The 25,843-nt window shown below is 72.4% G+C and carries 20 protein-coding genes and 1 tRNA gene; 11 read left to right on the top strand and 10 right to left on the bottom strand.

Annotation, left to right across the window (positions count from 1 at the left end):
• Positions 1–12: 12 nt before the first annotated feature.
• From ACGFYV_RS00495 to ACGFYV_RS00475, 5 genes are all read left to right on the top strand, one after another.
• A complete protein-coding gene (locus tag ACGFYV_RS00495; RefSeq protein WP_393876110.1) occupies positions 13–807 on the top strand; it encodes an MIP/aquaporin family protein in 795 nt (264 codons plus the stop codon).
• 79 nt (positions 808–886) lie between these two features.
• Positions 887–2,425, top strand: coding sequence for a glycerol kinase GlpK (glpK, locus tag ACGFYV_RS00490; RefSeq protein ID WP_393876109.1), 1,539 nt, complete (start codon positions 887–889; stop codon positions 2,423–2,425).
• Between the two features lie 48 nt (positions 2,426–2,473).
• The gene (locus ACGFYV_RS00485) at positions 2,474–4,090 is read left to right on the top strand and encodes an FAD-dependent oxidoreductase (RefSeq protein ID WP_393876108.1); all 1,617 of its coding nucleotides are present in this window, start codon (positions 2,474–2,476) and stop codon (positions 4,088–4,090) included.
• Positions 4,091–4,208: 118 nt separating this feature from the next.
• Positions 4,209–4,880: a FadR/GntR family transcriptional regulator gene (locus ACGFYV_RS00480; RefSeq protein ID WP_393876107.1), complete on the top strand. Its 672-nt coding sequence runs from the start codon at positions 4,209–4,211 to the stop codon at positions 4,878–4,880.
• Positions 4,881–5,043: 163 nt separating this feature from the next.
• Positions 5,044–6,120 carry a PAC2 family protein gene (locus ACGFYV_RS00475; RefSeq protein WP_393876106.1) on the top strand — a complete coding sequence of 359 codons (1,077 nt, stop codon included), beginning with the start codon at positions 5,044–5,046 and terminating at the stop codon, positions 6,118–6,120.
• Between the two features lie 175 nt (positions 6,121–6,295).
• On the opposite strand, the gene mshC is transcribed toward ACGFYV_RS00475, so the two are convergent.
• The 4 genes from mshC to ACGFYV_RS00455 form a co-directional block, all read right to left on the bottom strand.
• Positions 6,296–7,525: a cysteine--1-D-myo-inosityl 2-amino-2-deoxy-alpha-D-glucopyranoside ligase gene (gene mshC, locus ACGFYV_RS00470; RefSeq protein ID WP_393876105.1), complete on the bottom strand. Its 1,230-nt coding sequence runs from the start codon at positions 7,523–7,525 to the stop codon at positions 6,296–6,298.
• A 490-nt stretch (positions 7,526–8,015) separates the two neighbouring features.
• Positions 8,016–8,867 (bottom strand): SCO1664 family protein, encoded by an 852-nt coding sequence (locus ACGFYV_RS00465; protein ID WP_393876104.1) that lies wholly within the window; start codon positions 8,865–8,867, stop codon positions 8,016–8,018.
• Positions 8,831–9,421: a DUF3090 domain-containing protein gene (locus tag ACGFYV_RS00460; protein WP_393876103.1), complete on the bottom strand. Its 591-nt coding sequence runs from the start codon at positions 9,419–9,421 to the stop codon at positions 8,831–8,833. The genes ACGFYV_RS00465 and ACGFYV_RS00460 overlap by 37 nt, the downstream gene beginning before the upstream one ends.
• 91 nt (positions 9,422–9,512) lie before the next feature.
• The gene (locus ACGFYV_RS00455; RefSeq protein WP_393876102.1) at positions 9,513–10,199 is read right to left on the bottom strand and encodes a histidine phosphatase family protein; all 687 of its coding nucleotides are present in this window, start codon (positions 10,197–10,199) and stop codon (positions 9,513–9,515) included.
• Positions 10,200–10,261: 62 nt separating this feature from the next.
• On the opposite strand from ACGFYV_RS00455, the gene corA reads away from it, so the two are divergent.
• Positions 10,262–11,257, top strand: a complete 996-nt coding sequence (gene corA, locus ACGFYV_RS00450) for a magnesium/cobalt transporter CorA (RefSeq protein ID WP_393876101.1) — start codon at positions 10,262–10,264, stop codon at positions 11,255–11,257.
• Between the two features lie 18 nt (positions 11,258–11,275).
• On the opposite strand, the gene ACGFYV_RS00445 is transcribed toward corA, so the two are convergent.
• Both ACGFYV_RS00445 and ACGFYV_RS00440 read right to left on the bottom strand, forming a co-directional pair.
• Entirely contained in the window at positions 11,276–12,064 is a 789-nt protein-coding gene (locus ACGFYV_RS00445; RefSeq protein WP_393876100.1) for a ferritin-like domain-containing protein, read from the bottom strand.
• A 384-nt stretch (positions 12,065–12,448) separates the two neighbouring features.
• Positions 12,449–13,504, bottom strand: a complete 1,056-nt coding sequence (locus ACGFYV_RS00440; protein WP_393876099.1) for an LLM class F420-dependent oxidoreductase — start codon at positions 13,502–13,504, stop codon at positions 12,449–12,451.
• 182 nt (positions 13,505–13,686) lie between these two features.
• Here ACGFYV_RS00440 and ACGFYV_RS00435 point away from each other — a divergent pair, with 182 nt between their 5' ends.
• Entirely contained in the window at positions 13,687–14,670 is a 984-nt protein-coding gene (locus tag ACGFYV_RS00435) for an aldo/keto reductase (protein ID WP_393876098.1), read from the top strand.
• Positions 14,667–17,279: a helix-hairpin-helix domain-containing protein gene (locus ACGFYV_RS00430; protein ID WP_393876097.1), complete on the top strand. Its 2,613-nt coding sequence runs from the start codon at positions 14,667–14,669 to the stop codon at positions 17,277–17,279. Before ACGFYV_RS00435 ends, ACGFYV_RS00430 begins: the two co-directional genes overlap by 4 nt.
• Positions 17,280–17,425: 146 nt before the next feature.
• Here ACGFYV_RS00430 and ACGFYV_RS00425 read toward each other — a convergent pair whose 3' ends face one another.
• On the bottom strand, positions 17,426–18,130 hold the full coding sequence (locus ACGFYV_RS00425; RefSeq protein ID WP_393876096.1) for a hypothetical protein: 705 nt from the start codon (positions 18,128–18,130) through the stop codon (positions 17,426–17,428).
• A 47-nt stretch (positions 18,131–18,177) separates the two neighbouring features.
• Here ACGFYV_RS00425 and ACGFYV_RS00420 point away from each other — a divergent pair, with 47 nt between their 5' ends.
• The gene (locus tag ACGFYV_RS00420; RefSeq protein ID WP_393876095.1) at positions 18,178–18,366 is read left to right on the top strand and encodes a DUF5703 family protein; all 189 of its coding nucleotides are present in this window, start codon (positions 18,178–18,180) and stop codon (positions 18,364–18,366) included.
• 137 nt (positions 18,367–18,503) lie between these two features.
• Here ACGFYV_RS00420 and ACGFYV_RS00415 read toward each other — a convergent pair whose 3' ends face one another.
• From ACGFYV_RS00415 to ACGFYV_RS00405, 3 genes are all read right to left on the bottom strand, one after another.
• Positions 18,504–19,382: a chaplin gene (locus ACGFYV_RS00415; RefSeq protein WP_393876094.1), complete on the bottom strand. Its 879-nt coding sequence runs from the start codon at positions 19,380–19,382 to the stop codon at positions 18,504–18,506.
• Between the two features lie 133 nt (positions 19,383–19,515).
• Positions 19,516–19,749 (bottom strand): chaplin ChpH, encoded by a 234-nt coding sequence (chpH, locus tag ACGFYV_RS00410; RefSeq protein ID WP_393876093.1) that lies wholly within the window; start codon positions 19,747–19,749, stop codon positions 19,516–19,518.
• A gap of 209 nt (positions 19,750–19,958) precedes the next feature.
• On the bottom strand, positions 19,959–21,284 hold the full coding sequence (locus tag ACGFYV_RS00405; RefSeq protein ID WP_393876092.1) for a M20/M25/M40 family metallo-hydrolase: 1,326 nt from the start codon (positions 21,282–21,284) through the stop codon (positions 19,959–19,961).
• A gap of 243 nt (positions 21,285–21,527) precedes the next feature.
• On the opposite strand from ACGFYV_RS00405, the gene ACGFYV_RS00400 reads away from it, so the two are divergent.
• Positions 21,528–21,615, top strand: a tRNA-Leu gene (locus tag ACGFYV_RS00400).
• Between the two features lie 292 nt (positions 21,616–21,907).
• Entirely contained in the window at positions 21,908–25,777 is a 3,870-nt protein-coding gene (locus ACGFYV_RS00395; protein ID WP_393876091.1) for a Pls/PosA family non-ribosomal peptide synthetase, read from the top strand.
• Positions 25,778–25,843: the final 66 nt, after the last annotated feature.

Genomic DNA, 25,843 nt, shown 5'->3' with positions numbered 1-25,843 from the left:
AAGGAGTCGCGGGTGTCCAGCTCCGACATCTTCATCGGCGAGACCATCGGTACCGCCATACTCATCCTGCTCGGCGGCGGTGTCTGTGCCGCCGTGACGCTGAAGGCCTCCAAGGCCCGTAACGCCGGTTGGCTCGCCATCGCCTTCGGGTGGGGTTTCGCCGTTCTGACGGCCGTCTACACCTCGGCGCCGCTGTCCGGCGCCCACCTGAACCCGGCCGTGACGCTCGCGCTCGCGATCAAGGACAACGACTTCGGCGACCTGCCCGTCTACTGGGGCGGTCAGCTGCTCGGCGCCATGATCGGCGCCACCCTGGTCTGGCTGGCGTACTACGGCCAGTTCCAGGCGCACCTCACCGACAGGGAGATCGTCGGCGGTCCGGGCGCACAGGCCACGACGGCCAAGGCCGTCGAGGCCGAGGAAAAGGGCGCCGGCCCGGTCCTCGGCATCTTCTCCACCGGTCCGGAGATCCGCAACGCGGTGCAGAACCTCGCCACGGAGATCATCGGCACCGTGGTGCTGGTGCTCGCGGTCCTCACCCAGGGCCTGAACGACAACGGCAACGGCCTGGGCCCCCTGGGCGCCCTGATCACCGCGCTCGTCGTCGTCTCCATCGGTCTCTCGCTCGGCGGCCCCACGGGGTACGCGATCAACCCCGCCCGTGACCTGGGCCCGCGTATCGTGCACGCGCTGCTGCCGCTGCCCAACAAGGGGGGCTCCGACTGGAGCTACGCCTGGGTCCCGGTCGTCGGTCCGCTGATCGGCGGCGCCATCGCTGCGGGCATCTACAACGTCGCCTTTGCTTGAGAAGCCGCTCGAACAAGCCGAGTCTTCCGGTACGCGCCGTACGTACAGCCCCTCACCACGGACCTCTCAGGAGCACACAGTGACCGACGCCCACACCGCAGGCCCGTTCATCGCGGCCATCGACCAGGGAACGACCTCCTCGCGCTGCATCGTCTTCGACAAGGACGGCCGTATCGTCTCCGTCGACCAGAAGGAGCACGAGCAGATCTTCCCGAAGCCGGGCTGGGTCGAGCACGACGCCAACGAGATCTGGACCAACGTCCAGGAGGTCGTCGCCGGAGCCGTCCAGAAGGCCGGCATCACCCGCGACGACATCAAGGCCATCGGCATCACCAACCAGCGCGAGACCACCGTGCTGTGGGACAAGAACACCGGTGAGCCCGTCCACAACGCGATCGTCTGGCAGGACACCCGCACCGACGCCCTGTGCAGGGAGCTGGGCCGCAACGTCGGCCAGGACCGCTTCCGCCGCGAGACCGGCCTGCCGCTGGCGTCCTACTTCGCCGGCCCCAAGGCCCGCTGGCTGCTCGACAACGTCGAGGGCCTCAAGGAGCGCGCCGAGGCGGGCGGCATCCTCTTCGGGACCATGGACACCTGGGTCATCTGGAACCTGACCGGTGGCGTGGACGGCGGCAGGCACGTCACCGACGTCACCAACGCCTCCCGCACCCTCCTGATGAACCTGCACACGATGCGGTGGGACGAGAAGATCGCCGAGTCGATCGGCGTGCCGCTGGGGATCCTGCCCGAGATCCGCTCCTCCGCCGAGGTCTACGGCGAGGTCACCGGCGGCGCGCTCGGCGATCTGCTCGGCGGCATCCCGGTCGCCTCCGCGCTCGGCGACCAGCAGGCCGCCCTGTTCGGCCAGTGCTGCTTCGCCGAGGGCGAGACCAAGTCGACCTACGGCACCGGCACCTTCATGGTGATGAACACCGGCGACAAGATCATCAACTCGTACGCGGGTCTGCTGACCACCGTCGGCTACAAGATCGGCGACCAGCAGACGGTGTACGCCCTGGAGGGCTCGATCGCCGTCACGGGCTCCCTGGTGCAGTGGATGCGTGACCAGATGGGCCTGATCTCCACCGCCGCCGAGATCGAGACGCTCGCGCTCTCCGTCGAGGACAACGGCGGCGCCTACTTCGTGCCGGCCTTCTCCGGTCTGTTCGCCCCGCACTGGCGCTCCGACGCCCGCGGTGTGATCGCCGGCCTGACCCGGTACGTCACCAAGGCGCACCTCGCGCGCGCCGTCCTGGAGGCCACCGCCTGGCAGACCCGGGAGATCGCCGACGCCATGGTCAAGGACTCCGGTGACGAGCTGGTGGCCCTCAAGGTCGACGGTGGCATGACCGCCAACAACCTGCTGATGCAGACCCTCGCCGACGTTCTCGACGCACCTGTGGTGCGCCCGATGGTCGCCGAGACCACCTGCCTCGGCGCCGCCTACGCCGCCGGCCTCGCCGTCGGCTTCTGGTCCAGCACCGACGAACTGCGCGCCAACTGGCGCCGGGCCGCCGAGTGGACCCCCCGCATGGACGCGGAGACCCGCGACCGTGAGTACAAGAACTGGCTCAAGGCCGTCGACCGGACCATGGGCTGGATCGAGGACGAGAGCTGAGCGCCGCCAGACGGCTCGGACATCTCTGACGAGGAGTAAGTACCCGACATGACCAGTCAGTCCACCCTGCAGTCCGTACCTGCCCTGGGCACGCACCCGGCCTCAGGCTCCAACCCGAGCCGCGCCGAGACCAGGGAGCAGCTCGCCAAGGCGTCGTACGACCTTCTTGTGATCGGCGGCGGCATCCTGGGCATCTCCACCGCCTGGCATGCCGCGCAGTCCGGCCTGCGGGTGGCACTGGTCGACGCCGGCGACTTCGCCGGCGCCACCTCCTCCGCCTCCTCCAAGCTGCTCCACGGCGGTCTGCGCTATCTGCAGACCGGCGCGGTGAAGCTGGTGGCGGAGAACCACTTCGAGCGCCGTGCGGTCTCCCGGCAGGTGGCCCCCCACCTGGCGAACCCGCTCACGTTCTACCTCCCCGTGTACAAGGGCGGGCCGCACGGCGCGGCGAAGCTGGGCGCGGGCGTCTTCGCCTACTCCGCGCTCTCCGCGTTCGGTGACGGCGTCGGCCACCTGCTCTCCCCCGCCAAGGCGGCGCAGGACGTGCCCGAGCTGCGCACCGAGAACCTGAAGGCCGTGGCCGTGTACGGCGACGACCAGATGAACGACGCGCGCATGGCGCTGATGACGGTCCGCGCGGCCGTCGAGTCGGGCGCGGTCGTGCTGAACCACGCCGAGGTCACCGGCCTGCGCTTCACCCGGGGCCGGGTCACGGGCGCGGAGCTGCGGGACCGGATATCCGGGGACGAGTTCGGTGTGGACGCCCGTCTCGTGCTGAACGCGACCGGCCCCTGGGTCGATCACCTGCGGAAGATGGAGGACCCGGGCGCCGCCCCGTCCATCCGTCTGTCCAAGGGCGCGCATCTGGTCCTGAAGCGCACCTCCCCGTGGAAGGCCGCGCTGGCCACGCCGATCGACAAGTACCGCATCACGTTCGCCCTCCCCTGGGAGGACATGCTGCTGCTCGGCACCACGGACGAGATGTACGAGGGCGACCCGGCGGACGTCTCGGTCACCGAGAAGGACATCGCCCAGATCCTGGACGAGGCCGCGTTCTCCGTGCGGGACCAGCAGCTGCGGCGGGATCTGATCACCTACTCCTTCGCCGGCCTGCGCGTGCTGCCGGGCGGTCCCGGAGACACCGCCAAGGCCAAGCGGGAGACGGTGGTGACCGAGGGCAGGGGCGGGATGCTGTCCGTCGCCGGCGGCAAGTGGACCACCTTCCGGCACATCGGGCGCACGGTGCTGAAGAAGCTGGAGGAGCTGCCGGGGCATCCGCTCGGCGACGACTTCGAGCCGGTCTCCTCGCTGCCGAAGAAGCTGCCGCTGCCCGGCGTCGCCAACCCGCGCGCGGTCGCCCACCGCCTCCTGGTGGACCACCCGGCGCCCGGCCCGCGCATGGCCGCCGACACCGCCAGGCACCTGGCCACCCACTACGGCTCCCTGGCCTTCGACATCGCCCGCATCGCCAACGAGCGCCCCGAGCTGGCCGGGCGTGTCCACCCGGACGCCCCGGAGATCTGGGCGCAGGTCGTCTGGGCCCGCGACCACGAGTGGGCCGAGACGGCGGACGACGTGCTGCGCCGCCGTACGACCCTGACGATCCGGGGCCTGGCCACGGACGAGGTCCGGGCCGGGGTCCAGGACCTGCTCGACAGGAAGTAGACCCGACGGCAGGAAGTAGACCCGACGGCCGGCCTCGCCGGGAGACGGGGAGTGGTCCGGCGGGGCGGCCGCATAATGTGCTCAGACATCGGATGTCTGGGCGGCGGGGAGGGCGGTCATGGCGGTCACCGACGAGGCGATCGAGAAGATCAAGGCGATGATCGTCTCCGGTGCGCTGCGGCCCGGGGACCGGCTGCCCAAGGAGAGCGAACTCGCCGCCGCGCTGGGGCTGTCGCGCAACTCCCTGCGGGAGGCGGTGCGGGCGCTGTCGCTGATCCGGATCCTGGACGTACGGCAGGGCGACGGCACGTACGTGACCAGCCTGGACCCGCAACTGCTGCTGGAGGCCATGAGCTTCGTCGTGGACTTCCACCGCGACGACACGGTGCTGGAGTTCCTCGCGGTGCGCCGCATCCTGGAGCCGGCCGCGACCGCGCTGGCCGCCTCACACATCACCGAGACCCAACTGGACGCGCTGTCGGCCCGGTTGGACGCGCTCGGCGCCGAACCGTCGGTGGAGGAACTGGTCGCGAGCGACCTGGAGTTCCACCGGGGCATCGTGCGCGGCGCGGGCAACTCGGTGCTGTGCTCGCTGCTGGACGGTCTGTCGGGGCCCACGACCCGGGCCCGGGTCTGGCGGGGGCTCACCCAGGAGGACGCGGTCGGCCGCACCCTGCGCGAGCACCGCGCGATCCTCGCCGCGCTGCGCGACCGGGACGCGGAGGCGGCCCGCTCCTGGGCGACCGTGCACATCGCGAGCGTCGAGCAGTGGCTGCGCAGCAGTCTGTGAAACCCCTCGAGGAACGGGTCGGGCTCCCCGTCGGCAAGGAGTGTTCCGGCCCGGTGATCGGGGCAGTGATCCGGGCATCCCCCGGCCGAGGGGGCTGCGGGCGCCCCCGCCGGACGCGGTAGGTTGGAACGTCAAGCGAGGGCACGTCGGAAGGAGGCACTGGGTGATCGAGCTGGAGGGGGTTCCCGAGCTGATCGACCCAGTCATGGTGGCCGCGTTCGAGGGCTGGAACGATGCCGGCGACGCCGCCTCCACGGCGGTCGCGCATCTGGAACGCGAGTGGAAGGGCGAGGTGTTCGCGGCGCTCGACGCCGAGGACTACTACGACTTCCAGGTGAACCGCCCCACGGTGTTCATGGACGGCGGCTTGCGCAAGATCACCTGGCCCACGACACGGCTGTCGGTGGTCCGGGTGGGCGGCGAGAAGCCGCGCGACCTGGTCCTGGTGCGCGGCATCGAACCGTCCATGCGCTGGCGGTCGTTCTGCAACGAGCTGCTCGGGTTCGCGCACGAGCTGGGCGTGGAGCTGGTGGTCATCCTGGGCGCCCTGCTCGGTGACACCCCGCACACGCGTCCGGTGCCGGTCAGCGGGGTCACGTCGGACCCGGACCTGGCCCAGCGGATGGACCTGGAGGAGACCAAGTACGAGGGCCCCACGGGCATCGTCGGTGTCCTGCAGGAGGCCTGCACGCACGCCGGGGTCCCGGCGGTGTCGCTGTGGGCGGCGGTCCCGCACTACGTCTCCCAGCCGCCCAATCCCAAGGCCACGCTGGCGCTGCTCAACCGTCTGGAGGACCTGCTCGACCTGCGCGTCCCGCAGGGTGAGCTGCCCGAGGACGCGCGCGCCTGGCAGGTGGGTGTGGACCAGCTGGCCGCCGAGGACAGCGAGGTCGCCGAGTACGTGCAGACGCTGGAGGAGGCCCTGGACACGGCCGAGCTGCCGGAGGCGTCCGGGGAGGCGATCGCCCGCGAGTTCGAGCGGTACCTGCGGCGCCGGGACGGCAACCCGCCCGGCGGGCACGCCACGGCGGACGGCGGTGAGGGCGGCTCCTTCCGTCGGGACACGCCCGGCGGTGGCCGCAACCGCCCGCCGAAGCCGGATGCCTCCGGCGGTTCGCCGGGCAACGAGGCGAAGGGCGAGGACGCGAAGGGCGAGGACGCGAGGGGCGAGGACGCGAGGGGCGAGGACGCGAAGGACGAGGACGCGAGGGGCGAGGACCAGGACAGCTCGGAGGACTGAGCGCGCTCGGCGCCTCCGAGAACGGGAACACGGAGAACCTCCGAGGACCGGAACACGGAGAAGGGGCGGTTCCCCTGTCGGGAACCGCCCCTTCCGCGTCGGGTCGTCTGCCGCGCCGTCGTGGCCGGCCGCGCAGTTCCCCGCGCCCCTTCGGGGGCGCGGTTCCCCGCTGCGTCTAGAGAGCTACTCCCAGCAGTGCGTCCATGGCCCGGGAGACCACGCCGGGGGCGCCGGTGTCGGTGCCGCCCTCCGTCTCCTGCCGGGCCGCCCAGCGGTCCACGGCGGCGAGCGCGGCGGGCGCGTCGAGGTCGCTCGCGAGGGCCGTGCGGATCTCCTCGACCAGCGCGTCCGCGGACGGGCCGTCGGGCCGGGAGACGGCCGCGCGCCAGCGCCCGAGCCGGTCCACGGCGTCCCGCAGGACCTGGTCGGTCCACTCCCAGTCGGAGCGGTAGTGGTGGGCGAGCAGCGCGAGGCGGATCGCGGCCGGGTCGACGCCGTCGCGGCGCAGCTGCGAGACGAATACGAGGTTGCCCTTGGACTTGGACATCTTCTCGCCGTGCAGGGCGACCATGCCGGCGTGGACGTACGCCTTGGCCATCGGGAACTCGCCGGTCAGCACCTGGGCGTGCGAGGCGCCCATCTCGTGGTGCGGGAAGGCGAGGTCGGAGCCGCCGCCCTGGACGTCGAAGCCCATGCCGAGGTGGTCGAGGGCGATGGCCACGCACTCGATGTGCCAGCCGGGCCGGCCGCGGCCGAGGGAGCCGCCGTCCCAGCTGGGCTCGCCCTCACGGGCGGCCATCCACAGCATCGGGTCGAGCGGGTTCTTCTTGCCCGGACGGTCCGGGTCGCCGCCGCGCTCGGCGGACAGCAGCCGCATGGCGGCGGCGTCGAGGTTCGACACCTGGCCGAAATGCGGGTCGGACTCGACGGAGAAGTAGATGTCGCCCTCCAGCTCGTAGGCCGCGCCGAGGTCGCGCAGCCGCTCCACGAGCGGGACGATGCCGGGTATCGCCTCGACGGCGCCTATGTAGTGCTGGGGCGGGAGCATCCGCAGGGCGGTCATGTCCTCGCGGAAGAGGGCGGTCTCCTTCTCGGCGAGGGCGACCCAGTCGACGCCGTCCCGGTCCGCGCGCTCGAGGAGCGGATCGTCGACGTCGGTGACGTTCTGGACGTAGTGGACCTGCCGCTTGGTGTCGAGCCACACGCGCTGAACGAGGTCGAACGCGTTGTAGGTCGCCGCGTGACCCATGTGGGTCGCGTCGTAGGGCGTGATGCCGCAGACGTAGATACGGGCGACGGGACCGGGGTCGAGGGTGACGAGGCCGCCGGTCGCGGTGTCGTGGATCCTCAGGTCGCGGCCCTGACCAGGCAGGGCGGGGACCTCGGAAGCGGGCCAGGCATGCATGTACATGAGCCTAACCCGGCGGCGAGTCGCGTATACGAACGGGATCGGGCCGGATGGCCGGTCGGGCGGTCTTGTGCGGTCGCGCTTCTTGTGCAGGCCGTGCCCCACCGGTGCGTTCACCCTGCGGGGCGCACACAGCGGTCGGTTCACAGCGGTCGGTTCACAGTGGTGGGTTCACAGCCGTGCGCTCGCACCGGCGGGTTCACAGCAGGTTCACGCCGGCGGGTTCACGCCAGTGAGTTCACAGCTGTGCGCTCACACCGGCGGGTTCACAGCAGGCATTCACACCGACGGGTTCACACCGTGCACTCGCACCAGCGGGTTCACGTCGTCGCGCTCGCATCGGTGGGTTCACAGCAACGGGTTCACACCGATGCGTTCACAGCAGCAGGTTCACACCGGTGCGCTCACACCGTGGGTTCACACCGGTGCGCTCACACCGGTGTGCTCACACCGGTGTGCTCACAGCGACGGGTTCACACCCTCGCCCTCACACCGGTGGCCAGGGGATCGCCGGCCACTCCCCCCTCGGCTCCGGGTGCACCCCCAGCGTGAGCAGCGCCTCCACACGCGCGCGTGTGGCGTCGATCTCGGCGGGGGTGATCAGGGGGGTCAGCCGGGCGGACAGCTCGCCGCCGTCCGAGAGGCCCTTCCTGAGGCCCTTCAGCACCTCGACGGCCTCCTCGGTCAGGGGCTCGCCCGCCCACCCCCACAACAGCGTGCGCAGCTTGTTCTCGACGTTGAAGGTGACCCCGTGGTCGATGCCGTACAGCCGGCCCCCTGCGGTGGGCAGCAGGTGGCCGCCTTTGCGGTCGGCGTTGTTGATCACGGCGTCGAGGACGGCGAGCCGGCGCAGCCGTTCGTCGTCGGCGTGCACGAGCAGCGCGGTGCGGCCCTCGCCGACCTCGGCGAACCCGATCGCCTTCCAGCCCGGTTCCGGTTCCTCGCCGTCCACCAGGGCGAGGAGTTCCGCCTCGGCGGCGACGTCGATCCACAGCTGGCACATGCCCTCGCCGTACGGGCCCTCGCGCAGCACGGTGGGGGGCACGAGACCCCAGCCGGTGGCCTCGGAGACCTCGTAGGCGGCGACCTCGCGGCCGGCCAGGGTGCCGTCGGGGAAGTCCCACAGCGGGCGTTCCCCGGCCACGGGCTTGTACACGCACGTGGCGTCCCGGCCGTCGTACGTGATCGCGCAGAACAGCGCCGCGTTGGACGCCTCGCGGATCCGGCCGCGTACGGTCAGTTCACCGCGGGTGAGGAGTTCGGCGAAGGCGGCGTCGGCGTCGGCCTCCGGGTCGGCGGCCGTCACGCTCCGCGGCGGTATCCGTTCTGGCGCGGACATACGTGTCCTTCCGGATCGAGCGGGAGGCTGCACAGCGGGCACGGCGGCCGCCCGGCGTTGACGACGTCGAGGGCGCGCTTGGCGAAGGCCCTGGCCTGCGCACCGGTCAGCCGGACCCGCAGCATCGGGGGTCCGTTCTCCTCGTCCTGGAGCAGCCGCTCCTCGGCCTCGGCGAGGTCCTCCTCCGTCTCGGCGTCCAGCTCCACGAGGGCCTGGGCCTCGACGATCATGCGCTGCTCCTCGCCGTCCCAGGCGAGGGCCATGGTGCCGACGCGGAACTCCTCCTCGATGGGGGTGTCCAGCGGGGCCGAGTCGGAGATCTCGGTGGGCGCGACGGCCGGGACGGCGGCGTTGCCGCCACTACGCCGTACGACCTCGTCGAGCAGTTCGTCCATGCGCTCGGCGAGTGCGGCGACCTGGGTCTTCTCCAGGGCCACGCTGGTCACCCGGGGGCCTGCGGTGGCCTGGAGGAAGAACGTACGGCGCCCGGGCAGCCCGACCGTGCCGGCGACGAAGCGGTCCGGCGGATCGTAGAGGTACACCTGACGGGACACGTCCTGTCTCCATGGGAATCGAGGGTTTCGGCAGTGCTGGCCATGCGGGGGTGCGACGAGGTGGGTCGCTTCACCCTACTGCGGCCGACGATCACGGTGCTCCCGCACCGCCACCGACCGGTGCGTCGCCCTCCGGGGGTGTCTCGCGCGGTGCGAGGGAGGCGAAGTCGCCGGTGTCGCCGAGGCGGACGAGGTAGGGCCTCAGGCGGGTGTAGCGGATCGCGGTGACGGAACAGGGCTCCACGGAGATCCGCTGGAAGAGGTCGAGATGAAGTCCGAGTGCGTCCGCGACGAGGGACTTGATGATGTCACCGTGCGAGCACATGAGGTACAGCGCGTCGGCGCCGTGGTCGCGCTCCACGCGCGCGTTCCACTCGCGTACGGCCTCGGCGGCGCGGGCCTGCATGGAGCGCATGGACTCGCCGCCGGGGAACGCGGCGGCCGACGGGTGGGCCTGGACGACCTCCATGAGCGGCTCGTCCGTCAGCTCGGCGAGCTTGCGTCCCGACCAGTCGCCGTAGTGGCACTCCCCGATCCGCTCCTCGGTGTGGGCGCGCAGTCCGGGCCGGGCCTCCAGCAGGGGCCGGACGGTCTCCTGGCAGCGCTGCAGGGGGCTGGCGACGACCTCGGCGAGGGGCAGCCCGGCGAGCCGTCCGGGCAGCGCGGCGGCCTGCGCGACGCCGCGTTCGTCCAGGGCGACGCCCGGCGTCCAGCCGGCGAGCACGCCCGAGGTGTTGGCGGTGGAGCGTCCGTGCCGGACGAGGATCAGCGTGGGCATGCGGCCCAGCGTAAGCGCTTCACGACATGCGTCCGGGGTCGGCGGGGAGGAGAATACGCTCCGTGATCGTGGACTGCGCGGTGTACCGGGACGGTCGCCGCTCCGAGGGTCCGGAGGACCTGTCCGACGCACTGGAGGAGGCGCGGGCGGCGGGCGGGTTCGTGTGGATCGGTCTCTACGAGCCGTCGGCGCACGAGTTCGACCTGGTCACGCGGGAGTTCGCGTTGCATCCGCTGGCGGTCGAGGACGCCCTGAAGGCGCACCAGCGGCCCAAGCTGGAGGTGTACGACGACTCGCTGTTCATGGTCCTCAAGCCGGTGTGGTACGAGCCGGAGAGCGACAGGGTCTCGGCGGGCGAGGTCATGGTCTTCGTCGGCGACTGTTTCGTGGTGACCGTGCGGCACGGCGAGGGTTCGCCGCTGGCCGCCGTGCGGCACCGGCTGGAGGACGACCCGGAGATGCTGGCCACGGGTCCCACCTCGGTGCTGTACGCGATCTCCGACACCACCGTCGACCACTACCTGGACGTGGCGACGGAGCTGCAGACGGACCTGGAGGAGCTGGAGGCCGAGGTGTTCCAGCCGGAGCGCGGCGGCACCCGCCACACGGCGTCCCGTATCTACAACTTCAAGCGGCAGGTCCTGGAGTTCCGCCGGGCGACCGTGCCGCTGGTGGTGCCGCTGACCAGGCTGGGCGCGACCGGTCCGATCGGCATCGGGGTGCCGTTCGTGCACGACAAGGCGCGGCCGTTCTTCCGGGACGTGAACGACCATCTCGCGCGCGTGAACGAGTCCGTGGAGGGCCTGGACCGGCTGGTGTCGGACATCCTGGCGGCGCATCTGGCGCAGATGAGCGTGCGGCAGAACGACGACATGCGGAAGATCTCCGCCTGGGCGGCGATGGCCGCCGTTCCCACGATGATCGCGGGCATCTACGGCATGAACTTCGACCACATGCCCGAACTGCACTGGCTGTGGTCCTACCCGGCGGTGATCCTGCTGATGGCCGGTCTCGAGGTGCTGCTGTACCAGACGTTCAAGCGGCGCGGCTGGCTGTGAGCGGGGCCCGGACGAGGCTCAGACGAGTTCGGGTGCGGGGGTGGCGGGTCCGCCGAGGGCGTCGCGGTGCTCGGGCATGCGCAGGCTCACCATGCGGCGCCAGCCGCCGAGGCGCTCGTAGGCGTACAGGGCGTGGATCGCGGCCGTGAGGACGGCCGAGCGGGCCTTCGACCAGCCGAGGGTGCGGCCCATGTGGGCCATGACGGCGAGGCTGACGTCGCGGTAGACCCGGATCTCGGCGAGCGCGCACGCGCGCAGGGTGCGCTGGATGGCGCGGCCGTGGCCGGCGCGGGCGAAGCGGAGGAGTTCCTCGTGGCAGTAGGCGAGGTGGTTGTCCTCGTCGTGGGCGATCATCCGTACGGCGCGGCCGATGTCGGGGTGGTCGCCGAAGTGCCTGCGCAGCAGTTCCATCTGCTCGCAGGCGCGTTGTTCGGTGACCCGGCTGTGGGCGAGGTAGGTGACGATGTCCTGCACGGTCAGCGGCCGGTCGGCCTTGAGTCTCTCGTGCGCGAGGCCGATGCCGTGGCGTTCCAGGAGCATCGTGTAGTCGGTGTCCGGCGGTACGTCGACGGGTCTCAGTCCGCGCTTGCGCAGCAGGGCGCCGAAGATCCGGCCGTGCTTGTCCTCGTCGGCCCCGTGCCGGGCGATCTTGGGTGCGAGCGCGGCCTCGCTGCGCGGGACCAGAGCGGCGATCCGCCCGTTCTCCCAGCCGCCCTGGGACTCCCCGCTGGCCGCGATGGAGCAGAAGAGCCGGAAGGAGGCGTCGTTGTCGAGGATCTCCTGGAACAGACTCCTGGCCGAAAGCATCGTGTGCTCCTCCCTGCGGCGTTCCGCGTGCGGCAGTCCGCGTCCGCCGACGGTCCGCGTGCGGCAGTCCGCGTCCGCCGGCGGTCCGCGTGCGGCGGTCCGTGTCCGCCGGCGGTCCGCGTGCGGCGTGCCATGTGCGGCAGTCCGTGTGCGGCGTGCCATGTGCGGCAGTCCGTGTGCGGCGTGCCATGTGCGGCAGTCCGCGTGCGGTGGTCCGCAAAGAACAGTCCAAATGCGGAGATAGAGGGACGCAACAGCTGTGCGGAGCCGCTCGGCCGAAAGGAGGAGTGCGGGGGTCGTAACCGCGCGGGTCCTGGCGCGTTGTTCTGCGTGACGGCCGTGGCGGGGAAGACCCCCGAGCCCCCACCACGGCCGCTGAAGCTCTTACGCGAGTCCGGCCCGCTCCAGGGCCTCGGCGCCGGCCCGCAGGGAGGCGAGCCGCTCCTCCAGGGCGAAGCCGGCCGGGGCGAGGCTGAGGGTGGTGACGCCGGCGGCGGCGTAGGCCTTCATCCGGTCGGCGATGCGGTCGACCGAGCCGAGCAGGGTGGTCCTGTCGATGAGGTCCTGCGGGACCGCGGCGGCCGCGCCCTCCTTGTCACCGGCCAGGTACTTCTCCTGGATCTCGGCGGCCTCCTGCTCGTAACCCATGCGCCGGGCGAGCCGGTTGTAGAAGTTCTGCTTGAGACTGCCCATGCCGCCCACGTACAGCGCGGTGTAGGGGCGGAAGGTGTCGGCGAGCCGGGACAGGTCCTTGTCGTCGCCGAGGGCCAGGGGCAGGGTCGGGCAGACGTCGAACCCGTCGAGGGTCTTGCCGGCCTTCTCGCGGCCCGCGCGCAGGTACGTGACGGTGGTCTCCTCCAGGTGTTCCGCGGAGGGGAAGATGAGCAGCGCGCCGTCGGCGATCTCGCCGGTCTGCTCAAGGTTCTTGGGGCCGATGGCGGCGATGTAGAGCGGGATGTGCTCGCGCACGGGCTGCACGGTCAGCTTGATCGGCTTGCCCGGCCCGCCGGGCAGCGGCAGCGTCCAGTGCTCGCCCTCGTACGTCAGCCGCTCGCGGGCCATCGCCTTGCGCACGATCTCCACGTACTCGCGCGTGCGCGACAGCGGCTTGTCGAACTTGATGCCGTACCAGCCCTCGGAGACCTGCGGGCCGGAGACGCCGATCCCGAGGCGGAAGCGGCCACCGGAGAGCGTGTCGAGGGTCGCCGCGGTCATCGCGGTCATCGCCGGCTGGCGGGCCGGGATCTGGAAGATGGCCGAACCGACGTCGATGCGCTCCGTCTTCGCGGCGACCCAGCTGAGCACCGTGGCCGCGTCCGAGCCGTACGCCTCGGCGGCCCAGCACACCGAGTAGCCCAGCCGCTCGGCCTCCTGGGCCACGGCCAGATTGTCCGCGTCCATCCCCGCGCCCCAGTAGCCGAGGTTGATCCCGAGCTTCATGGCCGATCCCCTTACCCGTGAGTAATGTCCGTTGGCCGAGACCTTAGCGAGCGGGAGGCTTCCCGCCCACCCCCGACTCGCGAACGCCCTGCCTCTCCCCCGGGGAGTCCCCCGCCCGCGCGAGCGCGTCGGTTGTCCACAGGCAACCCACGGCAGCAGCCATGGCCAGTAATCTCGCGAACATGGAGCAGAGGCATCTCGGCCGTACCGGCCTGCGCGTGTCCCGGATCGGACTCGGCACCCTCACCTGGTGCCGGGACACCGACGAGCACGACGCCGCGGACATGCTGAAGGCGTTCTGGGAGGCCGGCGGCACGCTCGTCGACACCGCCGACGTGTACGGCGACGGCCAGGCCGAGTATCTGCTGGGACAGCTGATGGACGGGCTCGTGCCGCGCCGGGATCTGGTGATCTCCACGAAGGCGGGCAGTGTGCCCGACCCCGACCGGCGCTTCGACGGCTCCCGGGGCCATCTGCTGGACGCCCTGGACGCCTCCCTGGCCCGGCTCGGCACGGACCACGTCGACCTGTGGCACATCCACGCGTACGACCCCGTCACCCCGCTGGAGGAGACGCTCCACGCGCTGGACCTGGCCGTGAGCAGCGGCCGGGCCCGGTACGCCGGGGTCTCCAACTTCTGCGGCTGGCAGCTCGCCAAGGCGGCCACCTGGCAGCTGGCCTCGCCGGGCACCCGCACCCGGCTGGCCAGTACGCAGCTGGAGTACTCGCTGCTGCAGCGCGGCGTCGAACGCGAGGTGCTGCCCGCCGCGCTCGACCTGGGCGTCGGCCTGCTGCCCTCCTCGCCGCTGGGCCGGGGCGTGCTGACGGGCAAGTACCGGCACGGCATCCCGCCGGACTCGCGCGGCGGCTCGGAGCACATGTCGCTGTTCGTCGAGCCGTATCTGGACGACACCGCGACCCGCATCGTGGACGCGGTGACCACGGCCGCCGACGGGCTCGCGGTCACCCCGCTCCAGGTGGCCCTCGCCTGGGTCCGGGACCGGCCCGGAGTGGCCGCGCCGATCGTCGGCGCGCGCAACGCGCAGCAGCTCACGGCCGCGATGTCAGTGGAGGCCCTTAGTCTTCCTGACGAGATCTGCCGGGCCCTCGACGACGTGTCGGCGCCCGTGCACCGCTATCCCGATCACGACTGGAGCACGCTGTGAGCACGGAGCCGGAGACCACGGAGAAAGCCGGGCCGGGTACGCCGGAGTCCTCGAAGCCCCCTCAGGCCGCCGGAGAGGAGACGGCACCCGAGGAGAGCCGTGCGGATACGGCCGCCGAACCCGACGAGACCGGAGCCACGGCGCCGGAGGACACCGCCGGGGACAACTCCGCGGACGGTGACAGCTCCGCGCAGGAAGCCGGGAACGCCGACGGGGGCAGCTCCGCGGGCGCTGACAGTTCCGCGCAGGGAGCCGGGAACACCCACGGGGATGGAGCGGCGGAAGGGGCCGGGAGCGCCGGCGAGGGCGGCTCCGGGCGAGAGGCCGGGAACGCCGACGGGGGCAGCTCCGCGGACGGTGACAGTTCCGCGCAGGGGGCCGGGAACGCCGACGGGGACAACTCCGCGGGCGCTGACAGTTCCGCGCAGGGAGCCGGGAACACCCACGGGGATGGAGCGGCGGAGGGAGCCGGGAGCGCCGGCGAGGGCGGCTCCGGGCAGGTTTCCGAGGCGCAGGCCGAGTTGGTCGCGCAGCAGGTCGAGCGGGAGCGGATCGAGCGCCGCAAGGCCGACAGGAAGGCCCCGATCGAGAGCGGTACGAAACTGAGCGGCACGGCGGCCGACCTGCTCGCGGCCGTCCGGGCGGTGGAGGGCGGCAAGAAGCCGGTGACCTCGGTCGTCGCCACGCCCGAGCCGGCCCCGCGCCGCGCCGCGCCGCAGCCCACCACCCTCACGCCTACCCCCACGCCCACCTCCACGCACGCCCCCCGGCCCGCCCCGGCCGCCGCCGCGCCGAGCGGCCCCGCCCCGGAGGCGGTCGACGCCGTACGACGCGTGCTGGCCGAGGGTGGCGCGCCCGAGGCGCTGGCACCGCAGGTCGCCGCGGCGCTCGGCGAAGGCGCCGACCGCACGCTGCGGGAGGACCCCTGGCAACTGCTGCGGGTCACCGGGGTACGGCCGGACCAGGCCGACGGGTTCGCGCGGGCGCTGCTGGGCGCGGCCTGCGGTCCGGACGACGAGCGGCGGGGCAGCGCCCTGACCGTGTGGCTGCTGGAGCAGGCCGGGCTGGCCGGTCACACCGCGCTGGACCTGCCGGCGCTCACCGCGGCCCTCACCCAGCGGTCCGTGCCGGACGCGGACGCGGCCGTGCAGAGCGCGCTCGCGGAGGGCGAGGCGCTGATCTTCCAGGACGCCCTGGACGAGCCCGGCGCCCCGGCCCGCCAGGCGGGCGCCGACGAGCACGAGGGCGCAGGCGAACACGAGGGCGCGGGCGAGGACGGCGAGGCGGAGCGGCCGGTCCGGGTCCTGGTCGGCCTGGAGCGGTACGCGCTCGCCGAGGAGAGCCTCGCCGACGGTCTGGCCCGCCTGGTCAACTCCCTGTCGAAGGAGAGCGCGCAGATCTGGTCGGCGACCGCCGGCCGGGTCCCGGACGGGGCGGCCGAGCTGGTCCGGGCCCTTGCCGGCAACGGCCTGGTGCTGCACACCGGCGGCGAGGCGGCCCGTGCCGAACCGGCCGCGGTGCTGTCCGCCGCCCGTGCGGCCGGTCTGCGTGCCTTCGCCGCCTGCCACACTCCGGACGGCCGCCACCGCTTCACCGCGCTGCTGGGCGACACCGGCGAGTCCCCGGCCGGCGGCTCCGGGCCCGGCACCGAGCCGTCCGTCGGCACCGTCGCCGGTGTCCTCTCCGGTGCCGAGGGCCCCGGCCGGGACGCGGAAGGCGCCCTGGACCTCGATCTGCTGATCGTCCTCGACGCGCCCCAACTCGACGTGGAGAGCGCCGCGATGCTGGTGGAGTCACTGCCCGACGGGGCGCGGCTGCTGCTCAGCGGCGATCCCGCGGTGCTGTGGTCGGCCGGGCCCGGCCGGGTCTTCGCCGACCTCCTGGCGGCCCGCGCCTGCCCACAGATCGCCTCCCGCACACCCGACCCGGGCCCCGTCGGCGAACTGGTCTCCGGGATCGGCATCGGCGAGCTGAACCAGGTGGAGGCGCCCGGCAAGGAGATCGTCATCGTGCCGGTGCGGGACGCGGGAGAGGCCGTGCACCGGACCGTGCAGCTGGTCGCGGACTCGGTGCCGCGGGCGATCGGCGTGCCGCCCGAGCAGACCGTCGTGATCACCCCGGGCCACGGCGGCGCCGCCGGCACCCGGGCCCTCAACTCCGCCCTCAAGGAGCGCCTCAACCCCGGCCCCGGACGCTTCGGCGGCTTCGACCCCGGCGACCGGATCGTCTACTCCCCCGCCCCGGGCCGTACGGTGCCGGGCCGGGTGGTGAGGGCCGACGCGGAGGGGCTGCACCTGGAGTGCGCGGGCGCCCCCGTGGTCGTACCGCGCGAGCGGGTGGAGGGTGCCGTCAGGCACGGCTGGGCGCTGACCGCGCACCAGGCGGTGGGCAGCCGCTGGCCCGCCGTCGTCGCGGTCCTCCCCGGTGACGCCGCGCAGACGCTCAGCAGACCGTGGGTGTACACCGCGTTCGGCCGTGCGGAGCGCCATCTCTCCGTGGTCCACGGGGTGGATCAGGCGCTCGCGAAGGCGGTGGCGCAGACCCTGGCCAAGCCTCGTACGACCCGCTTGGGGACCCTGTTGCGCGCCCAGGTCCCGGCGGCGGGCTGACACCGGCTCGCCTCGTCCGCCGGAGCTTGCCCGCCGGGACTGGTGCGGCGGGGCTTGTCCGGCGGGGCGGCGTCACGCCGCAATGGCGCAGTCACGCGGTGCCGTAGGGGCCTCGGCCCTCGGCCCTTACGGCACCGCCGCCCGCCTCACCGGTCGGCGTCCAGCGACTCCAGATCCTCGTCCTCGTCGCTGATGCCGTCGAACTCCAGCTCGTCCTCCTCGTCGATGCCGTCGGAGACGTCCTCGTCGAAGACCGCGCTCACGTCGAACCTGCACACGACCCGCTGCGGATCGACCTGCTCGAACGGCGCCTCCAGCCACTCGCCGGGCTCGGCCGGTTCGTCGGCGGCGGTGACCCAGAGCGTGGAGTCGCCCTCCTCCAGGCCGAACTCCTTGTGCCGGGAGGCGATCTCGTCCGGTTCGAACTCGCCGAACAGGATGCCCAGCGCCCCGGGGACCGTGCCGGCGCCCTCGTCGTCCGCCGCGCCGACGAGCTCGTACTCCGCCGCCTCGACCCGCTGGGCCTGCGCCAGCAGCCGCTGGGGTTCCGCCACCGCGTAGTCGCGGCGGATCAGCACGCTGATCGCGTTCGGCTCCTCGGGACCGGCGTACGGGGGCAGGGCGTCCTCGGCACCGGGGATCTCGAAGGGGGTGACCTCGTCGTAGCGGTCGTAGAGCAGCTCGTCGTACACCTCGGCGGCGGCGGCCAGCTGGTTGAAGGCCTCGTAGACGGCCGGGTCGTCCTCCCCCGACCTGCGTTCGACAGCCGCAAGGTGACGGTCGAGCGCGGTCTTGATCGCCTCGGCGGCGGCGCGTACCTCGGCAGCGGTGGGCTGCGCAGCATCAGACATAGTGCAGACGCTATCCGTACCGGGCACCAGCCCGCACAATAGATGCGATGCCGGAATACGAATTTGTCGACGTGCATGTGCCTCGCGGGGTGTCCCGCAAGGAGGCCACACGTCTGCTGACGGACCATGCCGAGTACGGACACTGGGAGTTGGACCGACTGCGCCTGATGCGCGACGGCAGCCGCAAGGTGCGGCTGCGCCGGCGGATCATCCGCCAGGTGCGCGCCACGTGGTGAGTCAGGACGCGTGAGACGCGGAAACGGAGCGGGCCCGCCGGGGTGGTGGACCCGCTCCGTTTCTCCTGCTGTGACCGGTGCGGTGCGTTCGGTCACGGCCGCCGCGAACGGTGCGGTCTGCGGCGGCCTACCGCGGGTTACGCCGTGGCCCGGGTCTTGCGGTACAGCACCGCGCCCGCGAGCACCGCGCCCGCGCCCAGCGGCAGGGCCACGCCCAGCGGCACGTCGCCGCCGGTGTGCGCGAGTTGGCCGGTGGTCAGCGCCGTACTGAGCGCCGTGTCGGAGCGTCCGCCGTGCTGCCCGACGTGGGTCGGACCGTGCGAGGTGTGTGAGCCCTGCGAGCTGTGCCCGCCGTGCCCACCGTTGCCCGACCCGGTACCCGGCGTTCCGGGCGTCCCCGGGTGACCGGGAGTACCCGGCTGACCGGGAGTACCTGGGTTGCCCGGCTGACCCGGGTGACCGGGAGTCCCAGGGTTGCCCGGATGACCCGGATGACCCGGGTGACCGGGATGGCCGGGGTGACCCGGCGTGCCCGGTGGGTTCTCGTGTCCGCCTCCTGGCGGCCGGCTGCCGTGGCCGCCGCCGGCCACGCAGTCGTTGCCCGTCGTGCCGTTGCCGATGCCCACGACGTCCACGCTGTTGCCGCACACGTTGACCGGGACGTCGATCGGCACCTGGACGGTGTTGCCGGAGCCCACACCGGGCGAGCCACCGGTGTGGCCGCCCGCGTGCGAGCCGCCGTCGCCGCCGTGTCCGCCCGCGCCGCCCTGTCCCCCCGGGTTGCCGCACGCGTTGCCGACCGACGGGTTGAGCAGCCCGACGACGTTGACGGTGTTGCCGCACACGTTCACCGGCACGTGCACCGGCACCTGCACGGTGTTGCCGGACAGCACGCCCGGCGAACCGCCGGCGGAGCCGGACGCGCCCGTGTCGGCGTGGGCGTATCCGCTCGCGGCGGCGATCACACCGGTCGCGGCCGCCATGGTCATCAGGCCCTTGCGAGTGCCTTGTCGCATTCCGCGTTCCCCCCTGATCCCCTGAATCCTCGACTGAATTCCTCGACTGTGGAAAAGGCCGGTCGGCCCCAGAGCGCATGGCGCGCGCTCCGGGGCCGACGGCTGGTGAATGACGCCCCTCGGGGAGTCGGCGTCAGTCGTTGACGCAGGTGTTGCCGAAGGCGGGGTTCAGGAGCCCGATCACGTTGATCGTGTTGCCGCACACGTTCACCGGGACGTGCACGGGCAGCTGGATGACGTTGCCGGAGACGACGCCCGGGGAGTGCACGGCGGCACCCTGAGCACCCGAGTCGGCGACGGCCAGGCCCGCGCCGGCGAGAACCAGACCACCGGTGGCAGCGGCAGCAGCGACGACCTTCTTGATCATTCTTCCTCCTTGTTGGCAAAGCGACCCCAAGGTGCGGGATCGCATCACCTGTAACGAGGAGGGAGTAATGGAGCTACGAGCTTATGGTCGGATTCACTCTTCTCAGTCGATCTCGCACGCGCGCCCGATTCGTCACTCCTCTCCGCCCGACGCGTCACTCTCCCGGCTCACGACCCATCACTCCTGGTTCACGACGCGTCACTCCTGGTTCACGACGCGTCGATGAACCGGTCGAGGACCCGCACCCCGAACTGCAGTCCGTCCACCGGGACCCGCTCGTCCACGCCGTGGAACATGCCCGCGAAGTCCAGCTCCGGCGGCAGCTTGAGCGGCGCGAAACCGAAGCCGCGGATGCCGAGGTCGTCGAAGGACTTGGCGTCGGTGCCGCCGGAGAGCATGTACGGGACCGCCTTGGCGGTCGGGTCCTCGGCCAGCAGCGCGGCCTGCATGGCGTCGACCAGGGCACCGTCGAAGCTGGTCTCCAGCGCCTTGTCGGAGTGCACGTCCTCGCGGCGGACGTGCGGTCCGAGCAGCCGGTCGATGTCGCCGAGGAACTCCTCCTCGTGACCGGGAAGGAACCGTCCGTCGATGTGCGCGGTGGCCTCGCCGGGGATGACGTTGACCTTGTAACCGGCGTTCAGCTGGGTGGGGTTGGCGGTGTTGGACAGGGTCGCGCCGATGAGCTTGGCGATGCCGCCGAGCCGGGCCAGGGTGGACTCCATGTCCTCCGGGTCCAGCTCGGTGCCGAGCGCGTCGCCCAGTTCGTCGAGGAAGGCCCGGGTGGTCTTGGTGACCCGTACCGGGAACTTGTGCCTGCCGACGCGGGCGACGGCCTCGGACAGCTCGGTGATGGCGTTGTCCCGGTGGATCATCGACCCGTGCCCGGCGGTGCCGGCCACGGTCAGCTTCATCCAGTGCATGCCCTTCTCGGCCGTCTGGATCAGATAGAGGCGCCGCTGCTCGTTCACGGTGAACGAGAACCCGCCGACCTCGCTGATCGCCTCGGTGACGCCCTCGAACAGCTCCGGGTGGTGGTCGACGAGGTGCCGGGCCCCGTACGTGCCGCCCGCCTCCTCGTCCGCGAGGAAGGCGACGACGATGTCCCGCGGGGGCCGGCGCCCGCTCCTGAGCCGGTCCCGGACGACCGCGAGGGTCATCGCGTCCATGTCCTTCATGTCGACCGCGCCGCGCCCCCACACGCACCCGTCGGCGACCTCGCCGGAGAACGGGTGGTGCGTCCAGTCGTCGGCGTTGGCCGGTACGACGTCCAGGTGGCCGTGGATGAGCAGCGCGGGCCGGGACGGGTCCTCGCCCTCGATGCGGGCCACCGTGGAGGCGCGGCCCGGGTGCGACTCGAAGATCTCGGGCTCGAGCCCGACCTCGGCGAGCTTCTCGGCGACGTACTCGGCGGCCTTGCGCTCGCCCGGACCCGAGTGGTCGCCGTAGTTGCTGGTGTCGAACCGGATCAGCTCGCGGCAGAGGTCCACGACCTCGTCCTCGCCGGTGACGGTCCTGGCCGTGTCCTTGTCGGTCACGCTGCTTCCTCCCGCTGTCTGCTGTGGTCCCCCTCATCCTGCCCCCGTGTCCGCCGGGGCCCAAGACCGGACCCGGCCCGTCACGTGCCGTTCACGCGGGCCGGGCTCCGGGGTCCGCGCCGGGGCGAATGCCGGGGCCGCTGCCAGGGCCGGCCCCAGGGCCGGGGGTGATCAGACACCCCCCGAAAGCCTGGTAATGTTTCCTTCGTCGCCGCGAGGGAAACCCCGCGCGACAGACACCTTGTCCGGGTGGCGGAATGGCAGACGCGCTAGCTTGAGGTGCTAGTGCCCTTTATCGGGCGTGGGGGTTCAAGTCCCCCCTCGGACACCAGCGAGGGCCCCTGTTCACCAGGGGCCCTCTGCTTTTCCCGCCCCCCGCCTTCCCGCTCCCCCGCTTTCCCCTCCCCCACTCCCCATGCACCAACTGCCCCCGAATGTCCGCTCCTTGGTGTCTTGTGTGGCCCATCTCTCGTCCGGCGTGAAGACCGGCAGGTCAGCGGCCTCGGATTGATCACCGTGGCCACCCCGACAGGCTCTCCCGAGTGGTCGGACGAAGAGGCGAAGCCTAGCGTCGTACTAAGATTTCCGGTTTGTTACTCAGCCGGACCCGACGTGAGGACCCCATGGCAGCCATAGACGAGAGCCGCGCTCTCGGCCTGCTCGACGACGAGATCCGCGCGCAGTTCGGCGACAGGGCCCGTTTCTCCGCGGGACCGGCCGCCTCGCCGCGCACGCTGGTCGACGTGTTCGACGCGTCCGTGCGGTCGTATCCGGACGAGCCCGCTCTGGACGACGGCACCCGGCGCCTCACCTACCGTGCGCTGGCCGTCGAGGTGGAGCGGTTGCGGCGGAGGCTGGCCGGGGCGGGGGTCGGGCTCGGGGACCGGGTCGGGGTGCGGGTGCCCTCGGGGACCAACGATCTGTACGTGGCGATCCTCGCCGTTCTCGCCGCCGGTGCCGCCTACGTGCCCGTGGACGCCGAGGACCCGGACGAGCGGGCCGAGCTGGTCTTCGGGGAGGCCGGGGTGCGGGCCGTCGTCGGGGCCGGGCACGAGATCGACGTCAACGGGGCCGGCGAGGTCCCGGCCGCCCGGCCCGGCGCCGGGCACGACGCCTGGATCATCTTCACGTCCGGGTCCACCGGGAAGCCCAAGGGTGTCGCGGTCACGCACCGCAGTGCCGCCGCGTTCGTGGACGCCGAGGCCGCGCTGTTCCTGGCCGAGGAGCCGATCGGGCCCGGTGACCGGGTCATGGCGGGGCTGTCCGTCGCGTTCGACGCGTCCTGCGAGGAGATGTGGCTGGCCTGGCGGTACGGCGCCTGTCTGGTGCCGGTGCCCCGCTCGCTGGTCAGGAGCGGGGCCGATCTGGGGCCGTGGCTGGTCGAGCAGGAGATCACCGTCGTCTCGACCGTGCCGACGCTGGCCGCGCTCTGGGAGCCGGAGACCCTCAACGACGTACGGCTGCTGATCTTCGGCGGCGAGGCCTGTCCGCCCGAGCTGGCGCAGCGGCTGGTCACCGAGGGGCGCGAGGTGTGGAACACCTACGGGCCGACCGAGGCGACCGTCGTGGCCTGTGCGGCGCTGATGAGCGGCGAGGAGCCCATCAGGATCGGGCTGCCGCTGAACGGGTGGGAGCTGGCCGTCGTCGACGAGGCCGGTGAGCCCGTGGCCATGGGCGACAGCGGGCAGCTGGTGATCGGCGGGGTCGGGCTCGCGCGGTATCTCGATCCGGAGAAGGACGCGGAGAAGTACGCGCCGCTCCCGTCGCTGGGCTGGGAGCGGGCGTACCGCAGTGGTGACCTGGTCAGGGCCGAGCCCGAGGGGCTGGTGTTCCTCGGCCGGGCGGACGAGCAGATCAAGCTGGGCGGGCGGCGGATCGAGCTGGGCGAGGTGGATGCCGCGCTGCAGGCGCTGCCCGGGGTCGCCGGGGCCGCCGCCGCCGTGCGTACCGCCCGCAGCGGCAACCAGCTGCTGGTCGGGTACGTCGTCACGCAGGACGGCTGGGATCAGGCGGCGGCGGTGGAGAAGCTGCGGGCGGAGCTGCCGGCCGCGCTGGTGCCGCTGCTGGCGCCCGTCGCCGAGCTGCCGACCCGGACGTCCGGGAAGGTGGACCGCAACGCCCTGCCGTGGCCGCTGGAGGGCGTACGCACCCCGAAGGCGGAGCTGTACGGCACCGAGGCCTGGCTCGCCGAACAGTGGGCGGAGGTCCTCGGCGCGCCCGTGAGCAGCGCCTCCGACGACTTCTTCGCGATCGGCGGCAGCAGTCTGGCCGCCGCCCAGCTCACCACGCGGCTGCGCACCCGCTATCCGAGCGCCGCCGTCCTCGACATCTACCAGCAGCCGACGCTGCGCAAGCTGGCCCGGCATCTGGAGGCCTCGGCGCAGGACGACGGGGCGCGGCGGACGGTCGAGCCGGTGCCGGTGCGCGCGCAGGCCGTGCAGCTTCTGCTGCTGCTTCCGCTGGTCACGCTGCTCGGGCTGCGCTGGATGGTGGTCCTGGCCGCCGCCGGGAACCTGCTGCCGGGGTACGCCTGGCTGCCGACCGCGCCCTGGTGGCTGCTCGCGGCCGGCGCGCTGCTGTTCTTCAGCCCGCCGGGGCGGATCGCGCTCGCGGCGGGCGGGGCGCGCCTGCTGCTGCGGGGGCTGAAGCCGGGCCGGTATCCGCGTGGCGGCAGTGTGCATCTGCGGCTGTGGACCGCCGAGCGGCTGGCCGAGTTCAGCGGGGCCACCTCGCTGACCGGGTCGTGGCTGGAGCGGTACGCGCGGGCGCTGGGCGCCAAGGTCGGGCCTGACGTGGATCTGCACTCGCTGCCGCCGGTCACCGGGATGCTCCGGCTGGGGCGCGGGGCGGCCGTGGAGTCCGAGGTTGACCTGTGCGGGCACTGGCTCGACGGTGACCGTCTCGTGGTCGGTGCGGTGCGGGTCGGCGCGCACGCCGTCGTCGGGACGCGCAGCATGCTTTTCCCGGGCGCCCGTGTCGGCAAGCGGGCCGAGGTGGCTCCCGGTTCGGCGGTCGGCGGGCAGGTGCCGACCGGTCAGCGGTGGGCGGGCGCGCCCGCGGTCAAGCTCGGCAAGGCCAAGCGCAACTGGCCCAAGGAGCGGCCGCAGCGGGGCACGTACTGGCGGGTGATGTACGGCGTGACGGGGCTCGCGCTCAGCGCGCTGCCGCTGCTCGCCGGGGCGGCGGCGCTGCTGGTCGCCCGGCTCTTCGTGGCGCCGGGGGCCTCGCTGGCGGGGGCCGTGCGCGGGCTGGCGCTCGGGCTCGTCCCGGCGACGCTGGCCTACGGGCTGGCGTACGCGCTGCTGATCCTGGTCGGTGTCCGCGTGCTCAGTGTGAGGCTGCGCGAGGGCACGCATCCCACGCACAGCCGGGTCGGCTGGCAGGCGTGGACCGTGACGCAGCTGATGGACCTGGCCCGGCAGACGCTGTTCCCGCTGTACGCGGGCCTTGTCACGCCTGTGTGGCTGCGGCTGCTGGGGATGCGGATCGGCCGGGGCGCCGAGGTGTCGACGGTGCTGGCGCTGCCGAGCCTGACCACGGTCGGTGACGGTGCCTTCCTGGCGGATGACACGCTGACGGCGCCGTACGAGCTGGGCGGCGGCTGGGTGCGGATCGGGCGCGCGGAGATCGGGCGGCGGGCGTTCCTCGGGAACTCGGGGATGACCGCGCCGGGGCGCAGCGTGCCGGACGGTGGTCTGGTCGGTGTGCTGTCGGCGACGCCGAAGAAGGCGAAGAAGGGCACCTCGTATCTGGGGCTGCCGCCGGTGAAGCTGCCGCGCAGTGCGGCGGGCGTGGACCAGAGCCGTACGTACGACCCGCCGGCCCGGCTGCTGTGGGCACGGGGTCTGGTGGAGCTGTTCCGGTTCGTACCGGTCCTGTGCTCGGCGGCGCTGGCCGTGCTGACGGTGGTGGCGCTGTGCGCGCTGGGCGCGCTGGGCGTGTGGGCCTGGGTGCTGTCGGGTCTGGTGCTGGTGGCGGCGGGTGTCGTGGCGGCGCTGGTGTCGGTCGTGGCGAAGTGGCTGCTGGTGGGGCGGCACCGGGCCGGTGAGTTTCCGCTGTGGAGTTCCGTCGTGTGGCGGGGCGAGCTGGCGGACACGTTCGTCGAGGTGCTGGCGGTGCCGTGGCTGGCCGGGGCGGTGCCGGGGACGCCGGTGATGACGGCGTGGCTGCGCGGGCTCGGCGCGCACGTCGGCAGGGGTGTGTGGGTGGAGAGTTACTGGCTGCCGGAGACGGATCTGGTGACCCTTGAGGACGCGGTCACGGTCAACCGCGGGTGTGTGCTGCAGACTCACCTCTTCCACGACCGGATCTTGCGGACGGATACTGTGGTCCTCCGTGAGGGCGCCACGCTGGGTCCTGGCGGGATCGTGCTGCCCGGCAGCGCGGTCGGGGCCCGTACGACCCTGGGTCCCGCGTCGCTCGTCATGGCCGCGGAGTCCGTCCCGGACGACACTCGCTGGCTCGGCAACCCGATCGAGGCATGGCGTTCGTGAGCGCGGCCTATTCGGGTCCGACGACGGGTGGTGCACCGGCGGTCGGTGGTGGCACAGCGCAGGGAG

This window comes from Streptomyces sp. NPDC048297, from assembly GCF_043201585.1.
GTDB lineage: Bacteria > Actinomycetota > Actinomycetes > Streptomycetales > Streptomycetaceae > Streptomyces.
This window is presented reverse-complemented; position numbering and strand designations above follow the sequence as displayed.